The organism is Methylobacterium phyllostachyos, from assembly GCF_900103445.1.
In the GTDB taxonomy this organism is placed as follows: Bacteria; Pseudomonadota; Alphaproteobacteria; order Rhizobiales; family Beijerinckiaceae; genus Methylobacterium; species Methylobacterium phyllostachyos.
Genome location: NZ_FNHS01000001.1, coordinates 35815 through 59790, shown reverse-complemented (window position 1 = coordinate 59790; position 23976 = coordinate 35815). Strand labels below are relative to the sequence as shown.

The window sequence follows — 23976 nt, the reverse complement described above, 5'->3', positions numbered from 1 at the left end:
GAGGCTCACAGGTGTCGCTGAACGCGCTCTCCAATGCGACCGCCGGTCTCGCCGCCACGCAGGCGGCGATCAACGTTGTCTCGCAGAACGTCGCCAACGCCGGCACGGCCGGATACGTCAAGCGGACGCTGACCCCGGTCGCCACCGGGATCAACAATCTGGGCGTCGCGGCCGGCACGGTTACCCGCAGCTTCGACGCGGCCGCCCTGAACCAGCTCCGCTTGGAGACCTCGGGAGCCGCCTACACCAGCACCAAAGCCGGGATCATCTCCCAGCTCGATGCCCTCTACGGCACGCCGGGCAGCTCGACGGCGCTCGACGGCACGCTGAACACCTTCACGCAGTCGCTGCAGCAGCTCTCCGCCAACCCGATCTCCGCGGCCGCCCGGACGACGGTGCTGAGCAACGCCTCGGCCCTGGCCAGCCAGATCAACAGCGCCGCCAACACGGTGCAGACCCTGCGCACCGGGATCGAACAGCAGCTCGGCACCGACACGGGCTCGGCCAGCGCGCTGCTGTCGAGCATCGCCAACCTCAACACCAAGATCCAGAACACCACGGACGGCACATCGCTCGCCGACCTGCAGGACCAGCGCGACCAGGCGATCAACGGCCTGTCGAGCTACATGGACGTCAAGACGACGACGCAGAGCGATGGGACGGTCACCGTCCTCACCCAGTCGGGCGCGACCCTGGTTGATCGTGGCAACGCGGCGACCCTGAGCTTTGATGGGCGCGGCACGCTCAGTGCGAATTCGTCCCTCACGTCAACGCCGCGCTCCGTCGGCACGATCACGGCGACGTTGCCGGGCGGCGGCAAGATCGACCTCGGCGAGCCCGGGGTGCTGCGCTCCGGCAGCCTCGCGGCCCAGCTCGAACTGCGCGACCAGACCTTGCCGCAGGCCCAGCGCCAGCTCGACGACCTCGCCGCGGGTCTTTCGAGTTCGCTGACCGACAAGCAGGTCACCGGCACCTCGGACGGGACGACGGCGACGATCGACCCGACCGGGATGAAGGCGGGCAACACGATCACCATCCCGGTGACCGTGGGCAACACGACGCGCAACGTCATCTTGATTGCGTCCAGCGCCGCTGCCACGTCGGTCCCGGCGAGCCAGACGAACGATTCGACCGCCCTGGTTCAGACCTTCAAGCTCCCCACCGCGCCCGAGACGTTCGCCGACACGATCAACGCGGCGCTCGGCAATCTCGGTGTGGGGTTGACCGCCACGATGAGCGGCAGCGCGGTCTCGATCGCGCCGACGGCCGGGAGCCAGACCAAGGCGACGGGCGCTACCGCCAACGTCACGGTCGCTTCCGCCAGCGACCTCTACGCCGGCAACCCGTCGCTCGCCCTGTTCGTCGACGGCACGAACAACAAGCTCTACACCGGCACCTTCGACGGCGGCTCGCAGCTCACCGGGTTCGCGCAGCGAATCGCGGTCAACACCAACCTGTCCGGCGATACGGCGGCGCTCTCGGCCGCGGCCAGCTCGACCAGCGCCACGAACACCAACGCCTCCGGGACGCGCGCACAGCAGCTCTACGCGGCGTTGACCTCCACGCAGCAGACCTTCTCGTCGTCCAGCGGCATCGGCGGCATCTCGGCGCCCTACCAAGCCACCGTCGCGGGCTTCGCGCAGGACATCATCTCGGCCCAGGGCGCCGCGTCCTCGAACGCCACGGCGCTCGACGGCACGCAGCAGACTGCGCTCGCCACAGCGCAGAGCCGGTTCGCCGCCGGGGCCGGCGTCAATATCGATCAGGAAATGTCCAACCTGATCGCCTTGCAGACCGCCTACGGCGCCAACGCCCGGGTGCTGACGGCGGCCCGCGACATGCTCAACCAGCTGCTGCAGATCTGATCATGACGACGATCACGCCCTTCGCGGCCGGCTCCTATCTGACGACCCGGAACGCCGCGCAGCTCACGACGCTGAAGAACCAGCTCAACGACCTGTCCAACCAGGTTTCCAGCGGGCAGGTATCCCAGACCTATGGCGGTCTCGGCGCCGGGCGGTCTACGGCACTCAGCGCCCAGGCCACGCTGAGCGCGCTCGGGGGCTACGCCGCCGCCATCACGGCCGGCCAGACGCGGACCAGCCTCGCGGTCACCAGCCTGACCCAGGTCGCGAGCCTCGGGACGAGCGCCCGCCAGACGCTGGACAACGGCCTGCAGAGCGTGGCGACCAGCTCGGTCGCGGGCCGCTCGATCGCCCTCGGCAACCTGCAGACGGTGCTCGATACGCTCAACCAGTCGGCGGCGGGCAATTACCTGTTCGGGGGCAGCGATGCCAGCACGCAGCCGGTCCTCGACGCCGACACGATCCTGAACGGCACGACCAACAGCGATGGGACGCCGAAGGCGGGCCTGACGCAGCTGATCGAGGAGCAGACCGCGGCGGATCTCGGATCGGGCTCGGGCCGGCTGAGTACCACCACCCCCACGGCCACCTCGATCAAGGTGAAGGAGGAAGCGGATCCCGCGACCCGGGCGAGCTTCGGCTTCATCCTGGGCGGATCCTCCTCGACGACCTCGGCAATCTCGGCGGACACCGTTGCTGGCACGCCCACCGCCGCCGGCACGATGACCATCGGCGTGAATAGCCAGCCTGCCGTGGGCGACAGCGTCACGGTCACGCTGAAGATGCACGACGGCACGTCGACGATGCTCACGCTCACCGCCGTCTCCGGAACCACCGCGTCGACGTCGTCGAGCTCCGGTGCGACCTTCGCGATCGGTGCCGACACCACGGCCACCGCCACCAACCTCAATACGGCCCTCCAGGGCGTCCTCACGGCAGCCGCGGGCAGTACCCTGGCGGTCAATTCCGCGGCGGTCGCCGCGAAGAACTTCTTCTCCGGGTCGGCGAATGGCGGAGTCATCCCCCAGCGCGTCGGAACGGATTCGACCGGCAACCCCGTCTACGTGCCTGGAACGAAGGCCAACACGGTGCTGTGGTACCAGGGTGAGGATTCCGGTACCTCCGCGATCGATACCCAGTCCGTCCAGATCGGCGCGAGCGCCAAGGTCGGTACGGGCGCGCGGGCCAATGACGGCGCGATCCGGAACGTCCTGGCCGGCCTCGCCACGATGGCCTACGCCCTGCCCACGACGAGCGACAACAGCACCACCGCCACCTACCAGGCGGTGGTCGATCAGGCGGGGGCGTTGCTGTCCTCCGCCGATACGACGAACCCCAGCGTCCAAGACACGGTCACACAGCTCTCGCTCGCGTCCGCACGTCTCTCCAGCGCCAGCACCACCAACACGGCCACGCAGAACACCGTTCAGAACACCCTGGACGGGATCGAGCAGGCGCCCACCGAGGAAGTCATCGCCAAGCTCCTCGACGTCCAGAACCGGCTGCAGGCCAGCTATCAGATCACCGCGACGCTCTCGAAGCTCTCGCTGGTCAACTACATCAGCTGAGCCCGGCTCGGGCTTGCCTGAAACAGATCACGCCTTGTTGTGGTGAGCCGAATCTTAATCGATGGTGGCGACCATAGTGCTGCCGCTTTCCCGCAGTGAACCGTCGGCAAGCGGAGGCGCCGCCGTTCATCCTGAGGAGAGGTCTGCATGTCGCTGTCCGAACCCGTCGAGTTCGTCCGCCGTCTCGGCAGCACACCGCGGATCGGCGCAATCGTCCTGGCCGAGCAGGCGATCGACACATACCTCACCGGCTACACGCGGATGGAGGATCGCGGCATCGCCCTGGATATCCTGCTGCGCGATCTGGCCCGCCTGCGCTTTCAGGCCCCGGAGTTCGACGCCTTCATCAGCGAGGTCGAGGGCTACATCGATCTGCTGCACCGGCACCTGTCGCGCCAGGCTGCCTGAGATGGGCGGGCGAGTCCTGCCGCTCATCGCCGTTGCGGCCGTGGTCGCCCTGAGCCCTGCGATGGCCGGTGATCTTCCAAAGGCGCCGGTCACCCCCGGCGCAGTGCCGTGTCCGTCCAAGGGTCAGGGCTTCGTCCGCCTGCCGGGCAGCGAGAGCTGCGTCCGCGTATCGGGCCGCGTCGCGGCGGGCATGGATGTGCGCGCCGGGCACGGCGCCGCGACGGCTCCGCTCGTCGCCGGCCGGCTCGCCATCGACAACCGCACCGACACCGATCTCGGCGAGGTGCGGACCTACGTTCGAATCGGCAACGGCCGCCGCTGAGACCCGCTACAGGTTCCGCGACAGGATCAGAGGCCCGCTGCGCACGCCGCGTCCGTATGGAGAGGGCGCCGGGGCCTGCTTTCCGTAGCCCGACGGCATCTGCGCCCGCCCGATCTCCTCGGCGAGGGACTTGATCAGCCCCTCCGAAACGGTTCGGGCGCTGGCCAGCACTGTCTGGTTCGCCTCCACGGCGGCGGTGAAACGCCGATGCGCCGCCCGCAGCCGCTCGACACCTTCGGGATGAAAGCGCTTCAGCGCCACGGCGTTCGCCTTGGCGACCTCCAGCCCCTGCATGTAGGCGGCGGCCAGCGCGGCCTTCGGCTCGGAGACCGCGATCCCCTCCCGCAGCCGCCCGGCGCGGACATGGTCCGCCTCCTCGGCGAGCAGGGACTCCAGGGCAGCCATGTTCCCGAGTACTCCCGCGACCAGCGCCTCCGCAGTGATCCGGTCGGCGACGCGCAGCGGCTCAGCCTTGTGCATGGCCCGCTCCATTGTTAGTCGCACCCTGCATCTTCATGATCTCACGGAAGATCGAATCCGCGATGCCGACGCCGCCGCTCTTCACGATCTGTCCCGCATATTCCTTGGTCAGCATCGAACGGTAGATACCGCCGCCCGTGCCGTTCTCGCCGAGCGGACCGTCGGTCCCCTCGGACTGGGTCAGCCGGTCGAGGCTGGATTCGAGGAACATCGATTCGAACTCGGTGGCCGTCTTCCAGGCCTTGGCCTTGCTGGCGGAGCCGATCAGGCCGTCCGCTGCGGTGCCGAGGCTGGCGGCGACGTTGGTCGCGGTGGTGATGCCCTGCATGGTCGCGCGCTTCCCTAGGTTTTTGTTACATCAACTCGATTTCGGCCTGCAGGGCGCCGGCCGCCTTGATCGCCTGCAGGATCGAGATCAGGTCGCGGGGCCCGACGCCGAGGGCGTTGAGGCCATCGACCAGCTCGCGCAGACTCACGCCCTCCTTGACCAGGGCCAGCTTGTTGCCCTCGCCGGTATCGACCTTCACGCCGGTGCGCGGCGCCACGACGGTCCGGCCGTTGGACAGCGGGGCCGGCTGGCTGACCTGCGGCTGCTCGGTGATCGTGATGGTCAGGTTGCCCTGTGCGATCGCCACCGTGGAGACGTGCACATCCCGGCCCATCACGATGATGCCCGAGCGCTCGTCGACGATGACCCGGGCGGTCTGGTCGGGCTCAACCTTGAGTTGTTCAACTTCGGTGATCAGCCGGATCATGTTGCCGTTGTAGCGGGCCGGGATCTGGATCGTGACGGTGGCGGGGTCCGTGGGCTCGGCCGTGTCGGCGCCCATGAAGTCGTTGATCGCCGCCGCGATGCGCTTCGACGTGGTGAAGTCCGGGTTGCGCAGGGACAGGCGCAGGGACTTGGCGTCATTCAGCTTGAAGGCGATCTCGCGCTCGATATTGGCGCCGTTGGAGATGCGCCCGTTGGTCGGCACGCCCCGGGTGATCTTGGCGGCGGCGCCCTCAGCGGCGAAGCCCGCGATCGCCACCGAGCCCTGTGCCAGGGCGTAGACCTCCCCGTCGGCGCCGAGGAGCGGGGTCACCAGCAGGGTGCCGCCCTGGAGGGACTTGGCGTCACCGAGCGAGGAGACTGTCACGTCGATCCGGGTGCCCTGGGCAGCGAAGGGCGGCAGGCTCGCCGTTACCATCACGGCGGCGAGGTTCTGCGTCCGCATCGTTGCGCCCCGGGTGTTGACGCCGAGCCGCTCCAGCATCGCCTGGAGGGATTGCTTGGTGAACGGGATGTTGTTCAGCGTGTCGCCGGTGCCATTGAGGCCAACGACGATGCCGTAACCCACCAGCTGGTTCTGGCGCACGCCCTCGATGGAGGCGAGGTCCTTGACCCGCGACAGGGCGAGGGCCGGGCTCGCCAGGGCGACGAGCAGCAAGGCACTGATGAGAGCGTGGAGAAGGCTGGACGCGGGACGCGGGCGCATGCCGGAATTTCGCGGGTGAACGGACCTTCCGCCTTCCTGCCAGCGCCGTGCCAAGCGGTTCCTGATGCTAAGGCTCTGACACGCCACGCTTTCCGTCGGCACCGCCGGTCGATGCCGCCCGGCGGCACGGGCACCGAAGCTGCCGACCCGGCAGGTTCTGCCGCCCTGTTTACGTCCGCTTAACCCTGTCGGCCGAGTTTCAGGCCCGGCGCAGGAGCGCCAGGAGCAACGCGAACCGGATCATGCGCGTCGAGACCCGTCAGCCGATCCAGAACGCAGGCGGCGTCGGCCCGGCCCGGCGGCCCGAGGGCGGCGGAGGCTTCAGTCTCGGCGCGGCTTCGGGTTCCGCCTCCGGCGCCGGTGCCCCCGCGGCGGCCGCAACCCTGGCCGGGCTCGACGCGGTGCTGCTCCTTCAGGCCGAGAGCGAGACCCCGCAGGAGCGCCGCCGTCGCTCGGCCAAGCGCGGCCAGGATCTTCTCGACGGCCTCGATCGCCTGAAGGCCGCACTGCTGGGCGGCCGGGTTGCGCCCCTGGAGCTGCGTGCCATTGCGGGCCGGTTGGCCGAGCGTTCCGGTCCGTCGGGCGACCCACGGCTCGACGGGCTGATGGCCGAGATCGAGCTGCGGGCTGCGGTGGAACTCGCCAAGCTGGAAGTGCGACGCGGCGTTTGATCGGGCCGGCGCCGGCGTTTTTCGTGAAGGCCGCGAGGCAAAACCTTGGCGCTACGCCCCGCGCGGGTCGCGCCGCCCTGGGTCTCTTCGCTGCGCCGGTGAGGACACGCGGTGATCGGCCAGCCGCGCGATCCCGCTATCCCGCTCGGCGCTTCGGCCCGGTCGGCAGCAATTGCGGCTCGCCCGGCCCCGTCTCAACCCCGAGATCCGGCACCGCGATGATCGGTGCGCCGCGCAGATCCTTGCGGGTGACGATCGCACCGCGCTCCTCAAGGTAGGCGAGCATCCGCCTGGCCCGACCACCCGAGCTGGTGCCGTAGGCCTCGGCCAGCATCGTGTCGGTGGGGCAGGGGGCCCCTTCGATCGCCGCCCGGGCCACCACCAGGAACAGGCCGGCGAGGTCGTCGGGCAAGCCGGCTGCGATCTCCTGAGCCCGCGCCCAGCCGGAATCGTCCGCGACGGCGCCACCGGCCTCGGCCCGGGCCACCGCGAGCCGGCGCTTGAATTCGGGCAGGCCCATCGTGTCGCCGCGCAGGCGCCGGATCCGGCAGCGGACCGTGAAGTCCTGATAGAGGGTGGCGGGCGTGCAGGCCGCCGCATCCGCATCCGCCAGGACCGAGGCCAACACCTCGGCCAGCGCCGCTTCGCGCGCCTCCGGATCCATCGGCTCCTCGTCGGGCTCCTCCACGGGGGCCGGGGGGCGGTAATTCGCCAGCTGGACGAGCACGTCCGGTGTCGGCGCGGGTCGGGGCTTGGGGCGGGGCGCGAGCGGGGCCAGACTCTCCTGCGGGCTCGCCGTGAGGATCAGCGCCCGGGCATCCTCGGTCGCCTCCGGCAGCGGGACCAGCACCGGCGAGGAACTGCGGCTCACGGTCACGGTCGGCCCGACTGCGATGGTGAGTGGGCGCCGCGACAAAGCCGGCCCCAACGCCACGAAATGCCCCCGCGGCAGGTCGCGAAACGTCTCGGCCTGGCGGCGTTCCAGGCCCAGGAGGTCGGCGGCGCGGGCCATGTCGATGTCGAGGAAGGTCCGGCCCATCAGGAAGTTCGAGGCTTCCGCCGCGACGTTCTTGGCGAGCTTGGCCAGCCGCTGCGTGGCGATGATCCCAGCCAGCCCCCGCTTGCGGCCGCGGCACATGAGATTGGTCATCGCGCCGAGCGAGAGGCGCCTTGCCTCGTCCGACACCTCGCCGGCGGCGGCCGGGGCGAAGAGCTGCGCCTCGTCCACCGCCACCAGCATCGGATACCAATGGTCGCGGTCGGCATCGAACAGGCCGCCGAGGAACGCGGCGGCCGCGCGCATCTGACCGTCGGCGTCCAGATTCTCGAGGGACAGCACCACCGAGACCCGGTGCGTGCGCACCCGGGCGGCAATCCGCTGCAGCGCGACGTCGTCGCCATCCGCCTCCACCACCACGTGGCCGTAGCGGTCGGAAAGGCTGGCGAAATCGCCCTCGGGATCGATGATCGCCTGCTGCACGAGGCCGGCGCTCTGCTCCAGCAGGCGCCGCAGCAGATGCGATTTGCCGGAGCCCGAATTGCCCTGGACCAGAAGCCGCGTGGCGAGCAGTTCGGTGAGGTCGAGGAGCGCGGGGCGCTCGCCGGTCAGGCCGAGGTCGATGTCGGAACGCATGGTGTCTCATAGCATGCCGATGGCGCCTTCGGGCGGTCCGTCGGGGCGCTGTCCACGCTTCCCGCGATACCAGCCCCGCCGTTTCCGGCCTGGACCGGGACGCTCCGGCCCTGTACGGCCACGCCCCTCCCAGACAGAACCCGGATCCACGACACGATGGCGGCTTGCGGCCTCGATTTCGGAACGTCGAACACCACACTCGGGCATCTCGGCCCCGAGGGACCGACCCTGCTGCCGCTGGAGGGATCGCACCGGACGATCCCGAGCGCGATCTTCTTCGAGCTCGGCCGCGAGCCGATGATCGGCCGCGCCGCGACGGCCGCCTATGTCGAGGGTCGGTCCGGACGGCTGATGCGCGGCCTCAAATCCGTGCTCGGCACGCCCCTGATGGACGAGGCCACCCCGGTCGGCCGTCAGCGCCTGCGCCTGCGCGACGTGATTGCCCGCTACCTGATGGAGGTGAAGGCGCGGGCCGAGGCGGCTTGCGGCGATTCCCTCGACACGGTGGTCCACGGACGCCCGGTCCATTTCGTGGACGGCGACCCGGAGGCCGACCGACGAGCCGAGGAGACGCTGCGGGAGATCGCCCGCGATGTCGGGTTCAGCACAGTCTCGTTCCAGTACGAGCCGATCGCGGCCGCCCTCGACTATGAGCGGCAGGTCGCGTCGGAAGAAATCGCCCTGGTGGCCGATATCGGCGGCGGCACCTCGGATTTCTCCATCGTGCGCCTCTCGCCGGAGCGAAGGGGCCGGGTGGACCGGGCCGGCGACATCCTGGCCAATGACGGCGTGCGCATCGGCGGCACCGATTTCGACCGGCAGCTCAGCCTCGGCACGGTCATGCCGCTCCTGGGCCTCGGCAGCCCCATGCGCCGGGGCGACCTCGCGGTGCCGAACGCCTACTACCACGACCTGGCCACGTGGTCGGCGATCAACCGCCTCTACAACGCGAAGACCCTGCGCGAGATCGACGAGGTGATCCGCGACTGCGCCCGGCCCGATCTCGTCAGACGGCTGCACGCAGCGGTGGAGGGCGAGCGCGGCCATGCCCTGGCGGGGGCGGTGGAAGGCGCCAAGATCGCCGCCTCCGAGCGGGGCGATACGGAGCTCGATCTCGGCCTGATCGAGCGCGGCTTGGCGGCCCGGCTCGATCGCGGGACGCTGTCCGATCAGACGGGCGACCTCGCCCGGGCGGTGGCGGCGCGGATCGGTCGCTGCCTCGCACAGGCCGAATTGGCGGCGGATCAGATCGACGCCCTGTTCCTTACCGGCGGCTCCACCGGCCTGCCGCATCTGCGCGCCGCGCTGACGGCAGCCCTGCCGTCCGCCCGGGTGGTGGAGGGTGACATCTTCGGCTCGGTCGGCCTGGGGCTCACCATCGAGGCGGCCCGACGCGGGGTTTAAGTTGCCGCGTGATTGACGGGCCGCACCCGATCCCCGACAAGGCGGCCCGTTTCCGCTCGGAGACATTGGCGGCCCATCGGGTTCGCTGTGCCGCCTCGCCCGATGCTGTTCAACTCCTTCGTCTTCCTCCTCGCCTTCCTGCCCGCCGCCCTGATCCTGCACGCCCTCGTGGCGCGGGCCGCGCCGGGCTGGCGGCTGCCGCTCCTCGTCGGCCTGTCCTTCGTGTTCTACGGCTGGTGGGACATCCGCTTCGTGCCGCTGCTGGCCGGCTCGATCCTGGCGAACTGGTGCGTGGCGCGTCTCTACCGCCGCTGGCCCGGCCGCTGGCTGATCCCAACCGCCATCGCCGCCAACCTCGCGCTCCTCGGGGTGTTCAAGTACCTCGACTTCTTCGCCGATCTCGCCAACCTGATCCCCGGCCTGGAGGCGCCGCGGATGGGGCTCGCCCTGCCGCTCGGCATCTCGTTCTTCACCTTCCACCACATCATGTATCTCGCCGACCTGCGGGCCGGACGGGCGCCGGGCTTCGGGCTCGTGAAATACGCGCTCTACATCGCCTTCTTCCCGCAGGTTCTCGCCGGCCCGCTCGTGCGCTGGAGCGAGATCATGCACCAGTTCGACGCGCAGCCCTATGCACGGCCCGACGCCGCCGAGCGTTTCAGCCGCGGCCTGATGCTGCTGACCGTCGGCCTGGCCAAAAAGGTGTTCCTCGGCGATCCGCTCGCAGCCTACGTGAACCCTGTGTTCCAGGCGGCCGCCGCGGGGAAGGCCGTCACCGTCGCGGAGGCGTGGCAGGCGACGCTCGGCTTCACCTTCCAGATCTATTTCGACTTCTCCGGCTACACCGACATGGCGCTCGGCATCGCGCTGCTGTTCGGCCTCGTGTTGCCGCAGAACTTCGACGCGCCCTATCGCGCAACCTCGCTGCGTGACTTCTGGCGGCGCTGGCACATGACCCTGTCGCGGTTCCTGCGCGACTACCTCTACATTCCGCTGGGCGGGAACCGGCACGGGTTGCCGCGGCAGGTCGGGGCTCTCGCCGCCACCATGACGCTGGGCGGTCTCTGGCACGGGGCGGGCCTGACCTTCCTGGCCTGGGGGGCATTGCACGGGATCGGCCTCGGCATCGGCGTGCTGGCGCGGCGCGCCCGGATCGCGATCCCGGTCCCCGCCGGCTGGCTGCTGACAAGCCTCTTCGTGATGCTGACCTGGGTCCTGTTCCGGGCGACGAGTTTTGAGGCCGCGCTCATCCTGTTCAAGGGACTGTTCGGGCTGGCACCGAAGGGCTCGGGCTTCAAGTGGCGGACCATCGCGGTCGCCGCCCTCGTCGCCACGGTGGGGCCCACCGCCTGGGACGCCGTCCACCGGCTGCCGCCGCGGCGTCTGCTCGCCTTCGGCTTCGCGCTCCTGTTCGTCCTCGTCCTGCTGAAGATCGGCGACGATGCGAACTACGAGTTCATCTACTTCCAGTTCTGAGCATGGCGGTGACCCCACAGAGCGCCGACCGGAACTGGCTGAGCTTCGCCCGTTTCCTGCTGCTGTCGGTGGCCGGCGTGTTCGTCGGCTACCTGGCGCTCGCGGTGCTGATCGATCCCTATGATACCGGCCGCTCGACCCTGCTGTCGCGCGGCGCCGTCCGGCCGCAGGGGCCGCGGACCGCCTCGGCCGTGCGGGGACGCGATCCGGCCTATACGGGGGCGGTGATCGGTAACTCGCACATCCAGCTCATCGAGCCGGCGGCGCTGACCCGGCTCACCGGCATCCCGTTCGTCCAGCTCTCGGTACCGGCGACCGGACCGGCCGAGCAGTTCGCGGTGCTGGATTGGTACCTCCAGCACCACGCCCGGCCCGCCGCCCTCGTGCTCTCGGCCGATTCGTTCTGGTGCGCGGACGATCCCGCCTTCCCGAGTGAGCACGGGTTTCCCTACTGGCTGCTCGGCGGCTGGCCCGACTATCTCGGTGGCCTGATCCGTTTCCCGGCGGCCCAGGAGACGGTCAATCGCCTGGGCTGGCTCCTGAATCCGCATCACAAGACCGCCGCCGCCGACGGCTGGTGGGATTACGAGCGCAACTATCTGAGCCAGGGCTTCGGCGTCGATCCGGCCAAGAAGGCGGCGCTCGAGAAGCCGGTCGGTCCCGAGCCGGAGCCGCATCACGGCGGCCCGTTCCCGATCGCCAAGAGGTTTCGGGCCGAACTCGCCCGGATCCCCGGGCGGACGCCGGTGGTGGTCGTCTTCCCTCCGGTCTACGCCCGCGCCGAGCCGCCGCCCGGCAGCCCCCGGGCAAGGGTTGAAGCGGCCTGCCGATCGGAGGTCCGCACCGCCCTGGCGACGCACCCGTCGAGCGCGGTGGTGGATTGGCGCGACGGACGCCCCGGATCAACCGATCCAGACCTGTTCTTCGACCAGACGCATTACAGGCTGCCCCTGGGGCGAACCTTGACGACAGAGATCGCCGACGCGATCGTCCGGTTGCGGACACAGATGACAGAGTAAAACATCTGTACCGTGACCGGATTGCCGCACGCGGCGGTGCAATGACGACGCTTTAAAGACGCCGGTCCTGTGCGCGTTGTCGCGATTAAGCACCTCGACTATACGGCACCTCACGTTATCGCCGCGCACCGGCCATCCCCTGGTGGGCGGCTCGATTCCAGCGAGGGTGACGCATGGCGAAGGTGACGCTGGAGGACGGCTACGTCCCGTCCGACGACGAGCCCTTCATGAACGAGCGGCAGCGCGAGTATTTCCGGCGCAAGCTTTTGAGCTGGAAGACCGACATCCTGCGCGAGGCGCAGGATACCCTGGTCGCGCTGCAGAGCGAGAACGAGAACCATCCCGATCTCGCCGACCGCGCCTCCTCGGAGACCGACCGGTCGATCGAATTGCGGGCGCGGGACCGCCAGCGCAAGCTCACCGGCAAGATCGACGCCGCGCTCGCCCGGCTGGAGGACGGCTCCTACGGCTTCTGTGAGGAGACCGGCGAGCCGATCTCCCTGCGCCGCCTCGACGCCCGGCCGATCGCCACCCTGTCGCTGGAAGCGCAGGAGCGACACGAGCGGCGCGAGCGGGTCTACCGGGACGATTGAGGTCGATAACCGGCGGCGATGTACGAGCCAGCCGTTTCAGGCGCCGCGAGCTATCCCCTTTGCGTGAGGGGACAGGGCCCTGGCTGTCGCTGACGTCCCGGATGATCGGCATCATAGGACCGGTTCCGAACGGCGGATCCTGCCGTTACGCCCGTGTCCGGCAGCCCGGCGCGGCATCGGTAGCGGTGGCGAAACGTCGGATCGTTTCGCCGCGTGCGCAGGAAAAGGGGGCTGTCGTCCGGGAAGGAGGGCCCTGCATAGCTCATCCGTTCCGCAGGGATCCGTTACTGCGTCAGCCGCAATTTCCCGATGCTGGACTGGATCTTCTGGAAGGCGTCGAGCAGCCCATCCGAGTCGTTGGCGAGGAAGTACTGATCCGCCGACGAGGCACAGTTCTTCAGAAGCGTCTGGCCCGCGGCGTCGATCGGATCGGAGGCAATGCTGAATCCGATCGTGTAGATCGAGATGTTGACGGCCTTCGCGTTTTTACAGGCGGTAGCGGTGAGCGCGTCGAGAGCGTTGCGGGCGCTCCCCGCATCCGAGATGTCCTGATTGGTTGACGGGAGCCTGCTGTTGGGACTGGATCCGTCCATGTTTCTAAAATACCCTGCCGCGAAATACATGGAGCCATTGTAGTTTGTATATGGATTATCCGGCCAACTGTTCTCCCCATCTGTCATCAGAATAATGATTTTATTGATCGTGTTTGCATTAGTAGTATTGGAGCTTGAAGAGTAGGGGGCGCCGTCTGCGAAGACGCTCAGAGGAGAGAGCGTCCGCCAGCCCCACATGAAACCTTCATGAATATTGGTTGATCCCAACGGCGCCATCTTGTTGATAACGTTTTTCAGAGCGGTCGTGTCTTTGGTGAGCCGCTGAAGCGGCTGTGTCGTGCAGCCGAAATTCGGTCCATTCGGAATTTTGGTATAGGGATTCGACAATGTCGGCGCCGCGTCGCGAGGGTTGGAGTATTTGCAGGCGCGCCCTTCCGCGGTTTGAAAGCTCGGATTCGACGACCATTTGGTGCAGCTTCCGACGCCCGTATAGTCGTCGATGTAACTGTTGAAGCTTATGTTTTGAGTGCTGTTATATGTGTAGCTCGCATATCCGCTGCTGCCGTCGCCTGGCTCGTCGGGCGCGAAGAGCGGGACATAGAGCGAGTCTTTGTTTCCCGACGTGGGTGACCCGTCCTGAACGTTCAGCGGATAGGGCAGCGTCTCCAGGCACCCGGCCCAGCCCCAGTTCGCGCTGGCATTCTGGAGCTTGTTGAAGATATCGAATCGACTGGTAAAGCCCGTCCCGCTGAGCGACCCCACGTTGAGCCAGTGATAGCTCGACTGGCCGTTCACATCGATCCAGGGGGCATATCGGTAGGCTGTCGGATCGACCGCCACCGCGCCCGCGAAGGGCACAATCGCGATCCGTGTCGCGCTTGAGAAGGCGCTGTTGGTGGAGACGTAGTTGACGAAGTTCGTCGCCGCGGTCTGCACCGCCTGCAGCTTCGACTGGCCACCGCTCGACGATGCCATCGATCCAGTGTTGTCGAGCACCAGGGCGATCTCGAAGGTTTTCGGCAGGGGTGTAGCGCATTGCGATGTGGCCCCGGGATTGATGCGCGTCGTCCCGGTGAGCTTGCCGAAGAAGGTCGTCGACAGCTTGTGCGCCGTCAGGGTGATCTGGCGCGGGTTGCTCGTGATGCCCAGGGGGTCGACGACGAGGTTCGTTGCCCCCATGGCACCGTTCATCGCCGTCTGAGCCAGGATGTTGAGGTCGGCTGAGCTGGTGGTGAGCGGCGTCTGGCACAAGAGCAGCGCGGTCGCGTCGGTCGCCGCCTGCAACTTCGTCTCCAGCCGGGTCGCGAAGCCGTAATCGACCGCCGCGCCACCGAACATCAGCATTGGCACGCTGAGGAAGGCGAACAGAAGCGCGACGTTGCCGCCGCGATGCGGCAGGAAGTGGCGGGGTCCGTCAGGGAGTCGAGCCATCGCACGCCGTCGCATTGGTACCGGGCAACACCACTTCGGTGTATGTGTTGGTTCCGTAGGTCTTTCCGCCCCGCGTCGGCCACGGCACCACGCCGGAGAAGGTGATCGTGTTGCCGACGCCCTTGACGAGATTCACCAGGGCGGTCCCGATCATCGGCGTATAGCTGATGCTGACTTCTGCGAGGACGTAGCGCATGCCGGCCGTCTGATAGCCCGGCGGTACGGTGAGGTCGCTCGCCGGGCCGGTGCCGCGGGCGGTGGCATTGCCATTGGCCAGGCTGGAGCAGACCGACGGGATCAGGATGCCATTCTTCAGGCTGACGCCCATCGCGCTGACCACGATTTTCGCATTCGTGGCGTTGAACGGACGCATGACCGTCGTGGCGGACGCGAAGATGTCGCCCATCAAGGTCGTGCTGATGGGATTCTTCGTGTCGCCCTGTGCGGTCAGGTCGGCGACTGTCCGGGCAAACAGGGTCAGCTTGCGCCATTCGTCGATGGCGTGCGCCAGTTCGGTCATGCCGGCCCAGATGGCCAGCAGGACCGGCAGGATGACGGCGAACTCCACCGCGGCGGCGCCGCGCCGGTCGCGCCGCAGGCCCTTGGCTGTGCGGGCGAGACGCTTCAGCACGGGCTCGCCCCGACGGTCTGGTAGGGTTCCGTGCGGAAGACGGCCGTCGAGACCAGCAGGCTCGATCCGGCACCGCTGCCGGTCGTGAATTGCTTGGTGCGCAGCCCCATGAGGTTGAAGAAGGTCGGGAACTGGACCGCCGCCGTGACGATCACGATCGTGCCCGGCATCGCGCAGGCGTAGTTCGTGCCGAAGCTGGCGTTCCACGTGCCGGTCGCGGTGTCGACCGGGGTCGAGGGCTTGGCACTCGAGAACGTCCCCGCCGTCGCGACGTCGATCTTGACGTTCTGGCAGTTGAAGATGTTGACGATGGTGGCATTGGCCGGTCCGCACATCGTCGTCTTCAGCGCAGCGAGTAACTTGGTGGCGTCGGTCTGCCCGGCATTGGCCTGCTGGAACTGTCCGGTGAAGATCGTGCGGACCGCATTCTGCAGGGCGCGATCAAAATTCTGTGCCGCCCAGATCTGAAAGGCGATCTGAAAAATCGCGCCGCACAGCGCCAGGAACGGCAGCGCCACCAGCGCGAATTCGACCGCTGCCGCCCCGTCGGCATCGCCTCGAAACCGTGCCAGACGACAACCTGACGGACTGCCTTTATCGGGAAACGATGATGGTCGCTGCGGCATTCGCCAGTTGTTCAGCAGATGACAAGCATTATGTCCGGCGTAAGATAGATCTTTTACGAAAGACTTAAGCTGGACCAGCCGGTTGATCCTCCCGCCGGCGAATCCTGATCGTTTCATGTGGAATTGGTGCGGATTGTTTCTAATCCCGGAGGCGATTGACGCCCCGGCGCTCTGCGCCATTTCGGGCACAGCGAGCTTGGCCCGGGAACCGCATGAAAGCCCCCCTGATCGCGTTCGTGGCCGCCACGATCGCTGCGCTTGCGCTGGCCGGCTGCGATGCGGCGAAGCCGGGACCGGCCGGTCCACCCGGCCCGAAGGGCGATGCGGGCCCGGCCGGCCCACAGGGACCGGCGGGCCTCAACGGGGCGACGGGCGAACGCGGCCCCACGGGCGAACGTGGCCCGGCCGGCCCCGCCGGGGCACCGGGTCCAGCGATGAACAGCCAGATCCGGCTCGACGTGGCCTGCCAACGCGACGAGACGTTGATCGGAGCCTATTGCCGCGGCATGGCGGTGTTGCCGTCGGTGACCGTCACGGACGGCGTTGCCACGGTGGGCTGCCTCGACATGACCGCGAAGGCCGCCAAGGATGCCGAGCCCGTCGCCGTCTGCATGAAGAAGCCGTGAAGGTCCCATGAGAGCCCTGCTCCCCGCTTTCGCGCTCGCACTGATCGCCACCGCCTCCTGCGCGCAGTCGGTCGTGCCCACGGAGACCGCGGCGATCGACCTCGTGCGCGGCCGGCGCACCGAAGGCTTCGCCACCGTGGCGCAGACCCTGGCCTATGCCGAGCGCGTGACCGGCGGGGCGTTCAGGCTCGGCGCCTATCGCGTCGACTACCGCCCCGAGGCACCCTTCGCGCGGGTGCGGATCTGCTATCGTCTGGGGATCGATCCACCGACCTGCGGGCTCGCCTACCGGGTCGCCGTCAACCCGCCCCATGTGGAGCCGGCCGACCGCTACGACGGCCTGACCCGCGACCTCGAGCACGGGCCGAAAGCCTTCCTGCGGGCGCTCGCCCGGGATGCGGATCTCCAGCGGCAGCCGGAGATCCTGCGGAAGATCCGGGCGGCGCTGGATCCGTACGATCCCTACGATTGGCGCTGAGATCTAGAACAACCGCGGCCAGCGCAGCAGCCGGTCCGGCGCGAAGGCCGCCACCGGCACAGCTGGAGTCCGCCCGGTGGCGAGGTCGGCCACGATCTCGCCGGTGATCGGTCCGGTCGAGAGGCCGATATGGCCGTGTCCGAAGGCAAAGATCAGCCCATCGTGGCGCGGCGCCTTCCCGATCACCGGCATCCCGTCCGGCGTGGAGGGGCGGGAGCCGAGCCAAGGCTCGTTGTCGAGGGGGCCGCCAAGCCGCAGCGTTCCGGCGGCTTCCCGGGAGGCCGCCTCGATCTGGGTATGATCCGGGGCGGCGTCGCGGGCGTTGAGTTCCACGCCCGACAGCACCCGCACCCGGCGATCCCCCATCGGCGACAGGATCGAGCCCGCGCCCGTGTCGAGCACCGGCCGCGTCAGGGGCGGGCTCTCCGGATGCAGGGCGTAGTGGCGATGGTATCCACGCTCGGCTGCCACCGCGAAGCGATAGCCGAGAGTCCGGGCGATCGCCCCCGAGGCGGCGCCCGCCGCGAGAACCACCTGTCGGGCCCGGACCGTGCCGGCTTCGAGATCGATGCGCCAGCCCTCGGCTTCCCGCGCCAGGCGCGTGACGCTCCCGCGCAGGCGCCGTCCGCCGAGGCCGGCAAACAGTGCCTCGCAGGCCTCGATGAGGCGGCCTGGCTCGCGCACCGAGCCGGTCTCGGTCAGCAGCATCGCCCGGGCGTAGGGCCGCACCAGGGCCGGCTCCGCCTCTTGTACGGCCGCTCCATCCAAGATCTCGAAGGCCACGCCGTGCCCGGCCAGGATCTCACGCTCCAGGGCGGCAGCCGTGAAGGCGTCCTCGGTGCGGTAGGCCTTCAGCCAACCGGTCCGCTGCAGCCGGTCACCCGTCCCGGCGCGGGCGGCGAGGCGCTCGTGTGCCGGGTAAGCCGCGCTCGTGAGCGGCAGCAGCGCCTCGGCGGCCCGCCGCCAGCGCGCGGCGCGGGCGCTCGCCAGAAAATGCGCCGCGTAAGGCAAGACCCGCGGCAGGTGCGCGTGGTTCAGGCGCAAGCTCCGGTCGGCGTTGCGCAGGTAGGCCGGCAGCTTGCCCCAGAGGGCCGGGCTCGACATCGGCAGGATCGAGCCGCGGCTGACCACGCCGGCATTGCCGTAGGAGGTCCGGGCTCGGGCCTCGCCGGGATCGCACAGGGCCACGTCGAGCCCGCGGTCCTTCAGCGCGATGGCGCTGGCGAGGCCGACCATCCCGCCGCCGACCACCACGATATCGGCCGTCTCGTCGCTCGCCATTGCGTCTCGTCCCGCGTCGCACCAAGCGGAGCCTTTTGACGGGTTTCGACCACCCTGGGTAGCGCTGCCGAAGCGGCGTGCCATGAGGTGAGCGGGGGGCGATCCGTGAGAAGTCCCGCGCCAATCCGGCGCGAGATCGGTTATGGAGCGGGTCATGACTCTCGTCCGCTTCGCCCCGTCGCCAACCGGCTACCTCCACATCGGCAATGCCCGGCCGGCCCTGCTGAACGCGCTGTTCGCCCGCAGAACCGGCGGGCGCTTCCTGTTGCGCCTCGACGATACCGACGCGGAACGCTCCACCGAGGCCTTCGCCCAGGCGATCCAGGAGGATCTGGCCTGGCTCGGGATCGAGCCCGACCTGTTCGCCCGGCAGAGCGACCGGAAGGCGCAGCACGACGCCGCCGCCGACCGCCTGCGCGCCGCCGGCCGGCTCTATCCCTGCTATGATACCCAGGAGGAGCTGGAGCGCCGCCGCAGGCGCCAGCTCGGCCGCGGCCAGCCACCGATCTACGACCGGGCGGCCCTGCGCCTCTCGCCGGAGGAGCGCGCCGCCCTGGAGGCCGAGGGGCGCCGGCCGCACTGGCGCTTCCTGTTGGAAGGACGGACGGTCACCTGGGACGACCTCGTCCGCGGCCCGGCCCATGTCGATTGCGCGTCCCTGTCCGATCCGGTGCTGATCCGCGCCGACGGCAGCTACCTCTATACCTTGCCCTCCGTGGTGGATGACGCCGATCTTGGCATCACCCACGTTATCCGCGGCGAGGATCACGTCACCAATACCGGCGTGCAGGTGCAGCTCTTCGAGGCGCTGGGCGCCGCTGTCCCGGTGTTCGGCCACCACAACCTGTTGACCACCGCGGAGGGGGAGGGGCTGTCGAAGCGGCTCGGCCATCTGTCGCTGCGCGGCCTGCGCGAGGCCGGCTACGAGCCCGCCGCCGTGCGCTCACTGGCCGTGCTCACCGGCTCGGCCGAATCGGTGCGGGCCGTGCCCGACCTCGACACGCTGGCGGAACTCGTCGATCTCACCGAGATCTCCCGGGCGCCGGCCCGCTTCGATACGGCGGAACTCGACGGTCTCAACGCGCGCCTCGTCCACGCCATGCCGTATGCCGAGGTGGCTGACCGGCTTGTGGATCTCGCAATCCCCGACGATCGCGCGGAGGCGTTCTGGCTGGCGGTGCGGGCCAATCTCGGCCGGGTCGCGGACGCAGCCGATTGGTGGCGGGTGGTCGCGGGCCCGGTGGAGCCCGTGCTCACCGAGCCGGCCGTGATCGCCGCCGCCCGGGAGAGCCTGCCGCCGGAGCCGTTCGACCTCCAGACCTGGAAGGCCTGGACCACCGAGATCCGGACCCGCACCGGCGCCAAGGGCCGGGGCCTGTTCATGCCCCTGCGCCTCGCGCTGACCGGGCTGGAGCACGGGCCGGACCTCGCGGGCTTATTGCCCCTGATCGGGCGGGACCGGGCAGCACGGCGGCTTGCCGGGGAGGCGAACTGAGCTATTCCGCCTCGGCCGCTTCCAGCTTGGTCGCCAGCAGCTTGTCGACCCGGCGTCCGTCGAGATCCACCACCTCGAAGCGCCAGCCTGCGATCTCGCAGGTCTCGCCGGTCTCCGGCAGGCGCTGGAGCGTGGCGATGACGAGGCCGGCAGCGGTGGCGTAATCGCGCGAGGTCGGGAGCCGCAGGCCCAGCTGGTCGGCCAGCTCGTCGGCCGGCATCGAGCCCGCGATCAGCCAGGAGCCGTCCGGGCGGCGCACCGCGTCCGGCTCGATCTGCTCGGAGGGGAAGGCGCCCGCGATGGCGTCGAGGATGTCGGCCGGCGTCACCAGCCCATCGAAATGGCCGTATTCGTCATGGACCAGCGCCATCGGCACGGCGGCGTTGCGCAGGGCATTGAGGGCGTCGAGAGCGTCCAACGTGTCCGGCACCACCGGGGCCCGGCGCAGATGCGCGCGCAGGTCGAGGGGCTCGCCCCGCGACAGCGGGCCGATCAGGTCGCGCACCTGCAGGACGCCGATCATCGCGTCCGGGCCGCCATCGGCAACCGGGAGTCGGGCGTAGGGGCTCGCGAGGACCCGCGCCCGGATGACATCGGGATCGTCGGTGAGGTCGATCCAGACCACGTCGGTGCGCGGGGTCATGACGCCGCGCACGAGCCGGTCGCCGAGCCGCAGCACCCCGGAAATCATGGCGCGCTCGTCACCTTCGATCACGCCGGCCGTCTCGGCCTCGGCCACAAGGCTGCGGATCTCTTCCTCGGTGACGGCGCTGGCGCTTTCGGTCTCCTGTCCGATCAGGCGGAAAACCGCCCGGGTCGAGGCGTCGAGCAGCCACACGGCGGGGAGCGCCACCTTCGAGACCACGCGCATGCCGGGGGCCACCGTGCAGGCGATGCGCTCGGGATTGCGCAGGGCGAGGTGCTTGGGCACCAACTCGCCGATGATCACCGACAGGTAGGTGATCACGCCGATGACGAGGCCGTAGCCCAACGTGTCGGCCCAGCCGCGGGGAAGACCGAGATCGATCAGCACCAGGGCGAAACGGTCGCCGAGGGCCGCGCCCGAAACGACACCCGACAGGATCCCGATCAGCGTGATGCCGATCTGCACGGTCGACAGGAACCGGCCGGGCTCCTCTGCCAGCAACAGGGCGGCTTTCGCGCCGGCCCGGCGCTCGTCGGCCAGCGCGCGCAGCCGGCTCTTGCGCGCCGAGACGAGGGCCAGCTCCGAGAGGGAGAACACGCCGTTCAGCACGATCAGCAGGACGACGGTGACGAGCTCGATCAGGCCGGATCATCGAGCCGCGTCCCGGGCGGGGTCGGCTCCCTCTGGTTGCGCGGACAAGGAACATGGGAGCCCGGCGCTGCCTCCGCAACGGCCAAGCCGTCGCTCAGCGCGGGTCGGCTTCGATCAACGCCGAATCGAGGAGGAAGCTGCCATCCGGCTCGATCCCGAAATGCGCCGCGACCTCTGCGGCGGCCGAAGCCTGGAGGGCGCGGATCGCCGCGACATGAACCGGCGGCGTGCGCATCCGGGCGATCCAGCTCGCGAACTCCATGCGCGGCCGGCTCGTCATGACGGCGCCGGGCGCGAAACCAGCCGCCTCCAGCATGGCGCGCCATTCCGATACCCGGTAGTCGCGCACATGCGAGGGATCCCGCAACAGCTCCACAGCCTGGAGATGGGTGTCGAGCAGCGGATCCTCGGGGGCCACCGCATCGCAGGCGACGAGCAGTCCGTTGGGCTTCAGAACCCGCCGGGCCTCCGCCAACGCTGCCGGAACGTCGCGCCAATGGTGCGCGCTGAAGCGGGTCAGCACGGCGTCGAAGGTCGCGTCCGCGAAGGGCAGCGCCTCGGCTGCGCCCTGCCGCGTTTCGATCCGGTCGAGCCCGCGCCGCGAAGCCTCCTGCGTGACGGCGGCCAGCATCTCGGAGGAGAGGTCGTAGGCGGTGACAGCCGCGCCTGCCGCCGCCGCCGCGAAGGCGACGTGGCCGCCGCCGCTGCCGAGATCGAGCGCCTGGACACCCGGCCGCGCGCGGATCAGGGCGCCGATCCGGTCGAGATCGTCGCCGCCGGCGTGGACCGCGCTCGTGACGTAGGCGGCGGCCTGCGCACCGAACTGATCGACAACGTGGCTGGCATGGTTGCGCCCGGTCATGCTTCTGTCCTCGAATCAGGCTCCCAAGGGTTCCAGGCGGGATAGACGCAGCGCTACGACCAGCGCCAGCCCGTAGAGCCCGCCGACGAAGATCACCACGCCGGTCCAGCCGGAATGGGCGAAGAACCAGCCGCCGGCCGTGCCGAGCACCGAGGAGCCCAGATAGTAGAGGCACAGGTAGATCGAGGAGGCCTGCGCCCGGTCGCGCCGCGCGCGCCGGCCGACCCAGCTGCTCGCCACCGAATGCGCCCCGAAGAAGCCCACCGTCGTCACCACGATGCCGAGGACAATCAGCAGGATGTGGTCGGTGAGGGTCATGATGATCCCGGCGAGCCCGAGGGCCGTGGCAAGCCAGAGCACCCGCCGCCGGCCGTATCGGCTGGCCAACTCGCCCGCGACCGGGCTGCTCACCATGCCGGCGAGGTAGACCGAGAAGATCAGGCCGATCACCGTCTGGCTGAGGGAGAAGGGCGGGTCCAGCAGGCGGAAGCCGATGTAGTTGTAGATGCAGACGAAGCCGCCCATCAGCAGGAACGCTTCGACGAAGAGCCATGGCAGGCCGGCATCGCGGAAATGGTGGCCGAAGCTGCCCGGAACCTCGCGCCACGCCATCCGGCGCGCGACGAAGCTGCGCGAGGGTGGCAGCCAGCGCCAGAACGCGAAGGCCGCCGCCAGCGCCAGCGCACCGATGGTGGCGAGCCCGATCCGCCAGCCGACATGGTCGGCCATGACCCCGCTGATGAGGCGCCCGGACATGCCGCCGAGCGCGTTGCCGCCGACGAGAAGGCCCATGGACAGGCCGATGGCCTGCGCGTCCATCTCCTCCGCAAGGTAGGCCATGGCGACTGCGGGCAGGCCGCTCGCCGTCAGCCCGGTCAGGGCGCGCAAGGCCAGGAAGCCGTGCCAGCCCGGGATGACGGATGCCACGATGGTGAGCAGCGCGGAGGCCAGGAGCGAGGCCAGCATCACCGGCTTGCGGCCCCAGATCTCGGACAGGGGGCTGACCACCAGCAGCGCCAGCGCCAGCAGCCCGCAGGGCAGCGACAAGGCGAGGCTGCTCTCGGCCGGCGACACGGAAAAGTCCTCGGCGTAGATCGGCAGCAGGGGCTGCACCGCGTAGAGCACCGCGAAGGTCGAGAACCCGGCGGCCGCGAGTGCCAGAGCCGTGCGGCGGAAGACCGGTGTCCCCGACCGGATCAGCCGCCCGTCCGCTTCGCTGTCCATCGCCGTCCCATACCGCTGATTGTCATGCTCTGGTGCGGTCCTCGACCGCCGCCGTCAATCGCAGCGCGCGCTCCCGGTTGTCCAATCGGACTTCCGCTTGCCGACGGCCAGGGACGGGTGTGACGCGGTCATGCGGCCCCGAGAGCCGCAAGGGCCGGGTCGATCAGGGCGCGCAGTGCCTCGCGCGTGGCGCCGTCGCGTGCCTGGAACGAGATCGCCTGCAGGATCCCGTGGAAGAACGCCGCGAGCGCCCCCGCATCGGTCCCTGGCGGTAGGTCCCCGTCGTCGACGCCGCGCTGGAGCCGCGCCTGGATCAGCGCCACGGTCCCGCGGCGGGCGCCCTGGAGACGCGCCCGCGGGATCTCGCTGGCAGGCAGGCTGGCCACGGCCCCCAGAATCAGCAGGCAACCGCCCGGCTTGGTCGAGAGCGCCACGTCGATGCTGCCCGCAAGCAATGCGCGCAGCCCGTCCCGTGCGGTTGGTGCCGCCTCCAAGGCCCGGATCGGCGCCGGGCTGGCCGTCCTCGGCCTGATCAGCCTCGCTCCCCGCAGCGC

24 protein-coding genes are annotated in these 23976 nt (G+C 69.3%); 12 read left to right on the top strand and 12 right to left on the bottom strand.

The window, feature by feature from the left end; all coding sequences use genetic code 11:
- The first annotated feature begins 11 nt into the window (after positions 1-11).
- From flgK to BLQ49_RS00245, 4 genes are all read left to right on the top strand, one after another.
- Positions 12-1865: a flagellar hook-associated protein FlgK gene (flgK, locus tag BLQ49_RS00260; protein WP_091712352.1), complete on the top strand. Its 1854-nt coding sequence runs from the start codon at positions 12-14 to the stop codon at positions 1863-1865.
- Positions 1866-1867: 2 nt separating this feature from the next.
- The gene (locus tag BLQ49_RS00255; RefSeq protein WP_091712350.1) at positions 1868-3433 is read left to right on the top strand and encodes a flagellin; all 1566 of its coding nucleotides are present in this window, start codon (positions 1868-1870) and stop codon (positions 3431-3433) included.
- Positions 3434-3580: 147 nt separating this feature from the next.
- Positions 3581-3841, top strand: a complete 261-nt coding sequence (locus BLQ49_RS00250; RefSeq protein WP_091712349.1) for a hypothetical protein — start codon at positions 3581-3583, stop codon at positions 3839-3841.
- 1 nt (position 3842) lies between these two features.
- On the top strand, positions 3843-4163 hold the full coding sequence (locus tag BLQ49_RS00245; RefSeq protein ID WP_091712347.1) for a porin: 321 nt from the start codon (positions 3843-3845) through the stop codon (positions 4161-4163).
- Between the two features lie 6 nt (positions 4164-4169).
- Here BLQ49_RS00245 and BLQ49_RS00240 read toward each other — a convergent pair whose 3' ends face one another.
- The 3 genes from BLQ49_RS00240 to BLQ49_RS00230 are packed head-to-tail and all read right to left on the bottom strand — an operon-like array spanning position 4170 to position 6121.
- Complete coding sequence (locus tag BLQ49_RS00240; RefSeq protein WP_091712345.1) at positions 4170-4643, bottom strand: hypothetical protein; 474 nt, start codon at positions 4641-4643, stop codon at positions 4170-4172.
- On the bottom strand, positions 4630-4971 hold the full coding sequence (locus tag BLQ49_RS00235) for a rod-binding protein (RefSeq protein ID WP_091712343.1): 342 nt from the start codon (positions 4969-4971) through the stop codon (positions 4630-4632). The genes BLQ49_RS00240 and BLQ49_RS00235 overlap by 14 nt, the downstream gene beginning before the upstream one ends.
- A gap of 25 nt (positions 4972-4996) precedes the next feature.
- The gene (locus BLQ49_RS00230) at positions 4997-6121 is read right to left on the bottom strand and encodes a flagellar basal body P-ring protein FlgI (protein WP_091712341.1); all 1125 of its coding nucleotides are present in this window, start codon (positions 6119-6121) and stop codon (positions 4997-4999) included.
- 242 nt (positions 6122-6363) lie between these two features.
- Here BLQ49_RS00230 and BLQ49_RS00225 point away from each other — a divergent pair, with 242 nt between their 5' ends.
- Positions 6364-6792: a flagellar assembly protein FliX gene (locus BLQ49_RS00225; RefSeq protein ID WP_091712339.1), complete on the top strand. Its 429-nt coding sequence runs from the start codon at positions 6364-6366 to the stop codon at positions 6790-6792.
- A gap of 136 nt (positions 6793-6928) precedes the next feature.
- On the opposite strand, the gene BLQ49_RS00220 is transcribed toward BLQ49_RS00225, so the two are convergent.
- A complete protein-coding gene (locus BLQ49_RS00220) occupies positions 6929-8425 on the bottom strand; it encodes a helicase HerA domain-containing protein (RefSeq protein ID WP_091712337.1) in 1497 nt (498 codons plus the stop codon).
- Positions 8426-8581: 156 nt separating this feature from the next.
- Between BLQ49_RS00220 and BLQ49_RS00215 the strand changes: the two genes are divergently transcribed.
- The 4 genes from BLQ49_RS00215 (at position 8582) to dksA (ending at position 12917) form a co-directional block, all read left to right on the top strand.
- Positions 8582-9829 carry an Hsp70 family protein gene (locus tag BLQ49_RS00215; protein WP_091712335.1) on the top strand — a complete coding sequence of 416 codons (1248 nt, stop codon included), beginning with the start codon at positions 8582-8584 and terminating at the stop codon, positions 9827-9829.
- A 102-nt stretch (positions 9830-9931) separates the two neighbouring features.
- On the top strand, positions 9932-11305 hold the full coding sequence (locus BLQ49_RS00210; protein WP_091712333.1) for an MBOAT family O-acyltransferase: 1374 nt from the start codon (positions 9932-9934) through the stop codon (positions 11303-11305).
- 2 nt (positions 11306-11307) lie between these two features.
- Positions 11308-12324, top strand: a complete 1017-nt coding sequence (locus BLQ49_RS00205; protein WP_091712331.1) for a hypothetical protein — start codon at positions 11308-11310, stop codon at positions 12322-12324.
- Between the two features lie 173 nt (positions 12325-12497).
- The gene (gene dksA / locus BLQ49_RS00200; protein ID WP_091712330.1) at positions 12498-12917 is read left to right on the top strand and encodes an RNA polymerase-binding protein DksA; all 420 of its coding nucleotides are present in this window, start codon (positions 12498-12500) and stop codon (positions 12915-12917) included.
- 284 nt (positions 12918-13201) lie between these two features.
- Here dksA and BLQ49_RS00195 read toward each other — a convergent pair whose 3' ends face one another.
- Genes BLQ49_RS00195 through BLQ49_RS00185 form a run of 3 tightly spaced genes read right to left on the bottom strand, consistent with a single transcriptional unit; the run spans position 13202 to position 16339 of the window.
- Entirely contained in the window at positions 13202-14902 is a 1701-nt protein-coding gene (locus BLQ49_RS00195) for a TadE/TadG family type IV pilus assembly protein (RefSeq protein ID WP_091712328.1), read from the bottom strand.
- Positions 14886-15533: a TadE/TadG family type IV pilus assembly protein gene (locus BLQ49_RS00190; protein ID WP_091712326.1), complete on the bottom strand. Its 648-nt coding sequence runs from the start codon at positions 15531-15533 to the stop codon at positions 14886-14888. The genes BLQ49_RS00195 and BLQ49_RS00190 overlap by 17 nt, the downstream gene beginning before the upstream one ends.
- The gene (locus tag BLQ49_RS00185) at positions 15527-16339 is read right to left on the bottom strand and encodes a TadE/TadG family type IV pilus assembly protein (RefSeq protein WP_244507373.1); all 813 of its coding nucleotides are present in this window, start codon (positions 16337-16339) and stop codon (positions 15527-15529) included. Before BLQ49_RS00185 ends, BLQ49_RS00190 begins: the two co-directional genes overlap by 7 nt.
- Before the next feature lie 32 nt (positions 16340-16371).
- Between BLQ49_RS00185 and BLQ49_RS00180 the strand changes: the two genes are divergently transcribed.
- Together BLQ49_RS00180 and BLQ49_RS00175 are read left to right on the top strand one after the other, a co-directional pair.
- Entirely contained in the window at positions 16372-16785 is a 414-nt protein-coding gene (locus tag BLQ49_RS00180) for a hypothetical protein (protein WP_091712323.1), read from the top strand.
- Between the two features lie 7 nt (positions 16786-16792).
- On the top strand, positions 16793-17263 hold the full coding sequence (locus BLQ49_RS00175; RefSeq protein ID WP_091712321.1) for a hypothetical protein: 471 nt from the start codon (positions 16793-16795) through the stop codon (positions 17261-17263).
- Between the two features lie 3 nt (positions 17264-17266).
- Here BLQ49_RS00175 and BLQ49_RS00170 read toward each other — a convergent pair whose 3' ends face one another.
- The gene (locus BLQ49_RS00170) at positions 17267-18544 is read right to left on the bottom strand and encodes an NAD(P)/FAD-dependent oxidoreductase (protein ID WP_091712320.1); all 1278 of its coding nucleotides are present in this window, start codon (positions 18542-18544) and stop codon (positions 17267-17269) included.
- A 154-nt stretch (positions 18545-18698) separates the two neighbouring features.
- On the opposite strand from BLQ49_RS00170, the gene gltX reads away from it, so the two are divergent.
- Positions 18699-20039, top strand: a complete 1341-nt coding sequence (gene gltX / locus BLQ49_RS00165) for a glutamate--tRNA ligase (RefSeq protein ID WP_091713053.1) — start codon at positions 18699-18701, stop codon at positions 20037-20039.
- A gap of 1 nt (position 20040) precedes the next feature.
- On the opposite strand, the gene BLQ49_RS00160 is transcribed toward gltX, so the two are convergent.
- From BLQ49_RS00160 to BLQ49_RS00145, 4 genes are all read right to left on the bottom strand, one after another.
- Positions 20041-21327: a hemolysin family protein gene (locus BLQ49_RS00160; protein ID WP_091712318.1), complete on the bottom strand. Its 1287-nt coding sequence runs from the start codon at positions 21325-21327 to the stop codon at positions 20041-20043.
- Between the two features lie 103 nt (positions 21328-21430).
- Entirely contained in the window at positions 21431-22198 is a 768-nt protein-coding gene (locus BLQ49_RS00155; protein ID WP_091712317.1) for a class I SAM-dependent methyltransferase, read from the bottom strand.
- Between the two features lie 15 nt (positions 22199-22213).
- Positions 22214-23422, bottom strand: coding sequence for an MFS transporter (locus BLQ49_RS00150; RefSeq protein ID WP_091712315.1), 1209 nt, complete (start codon positions 23420-23422; stop codon positions 22214-22216).
- A 128-nt stretch (positions 23423-23550) separates the two neighbouring features.
- Positions 23551-23916, bottom strand: coding sequence for a TetR family transcriptional regulator C-terminal domain-containing protein (locus tag BLQ49_RS00145; RefSeq protein WP_208858984.1), 366 nt, complete (start codon positions 23914-23916; stop codon positions 23551-23553).
- Positions 23917-23976 lie beyond the last annotated feature (60 nt).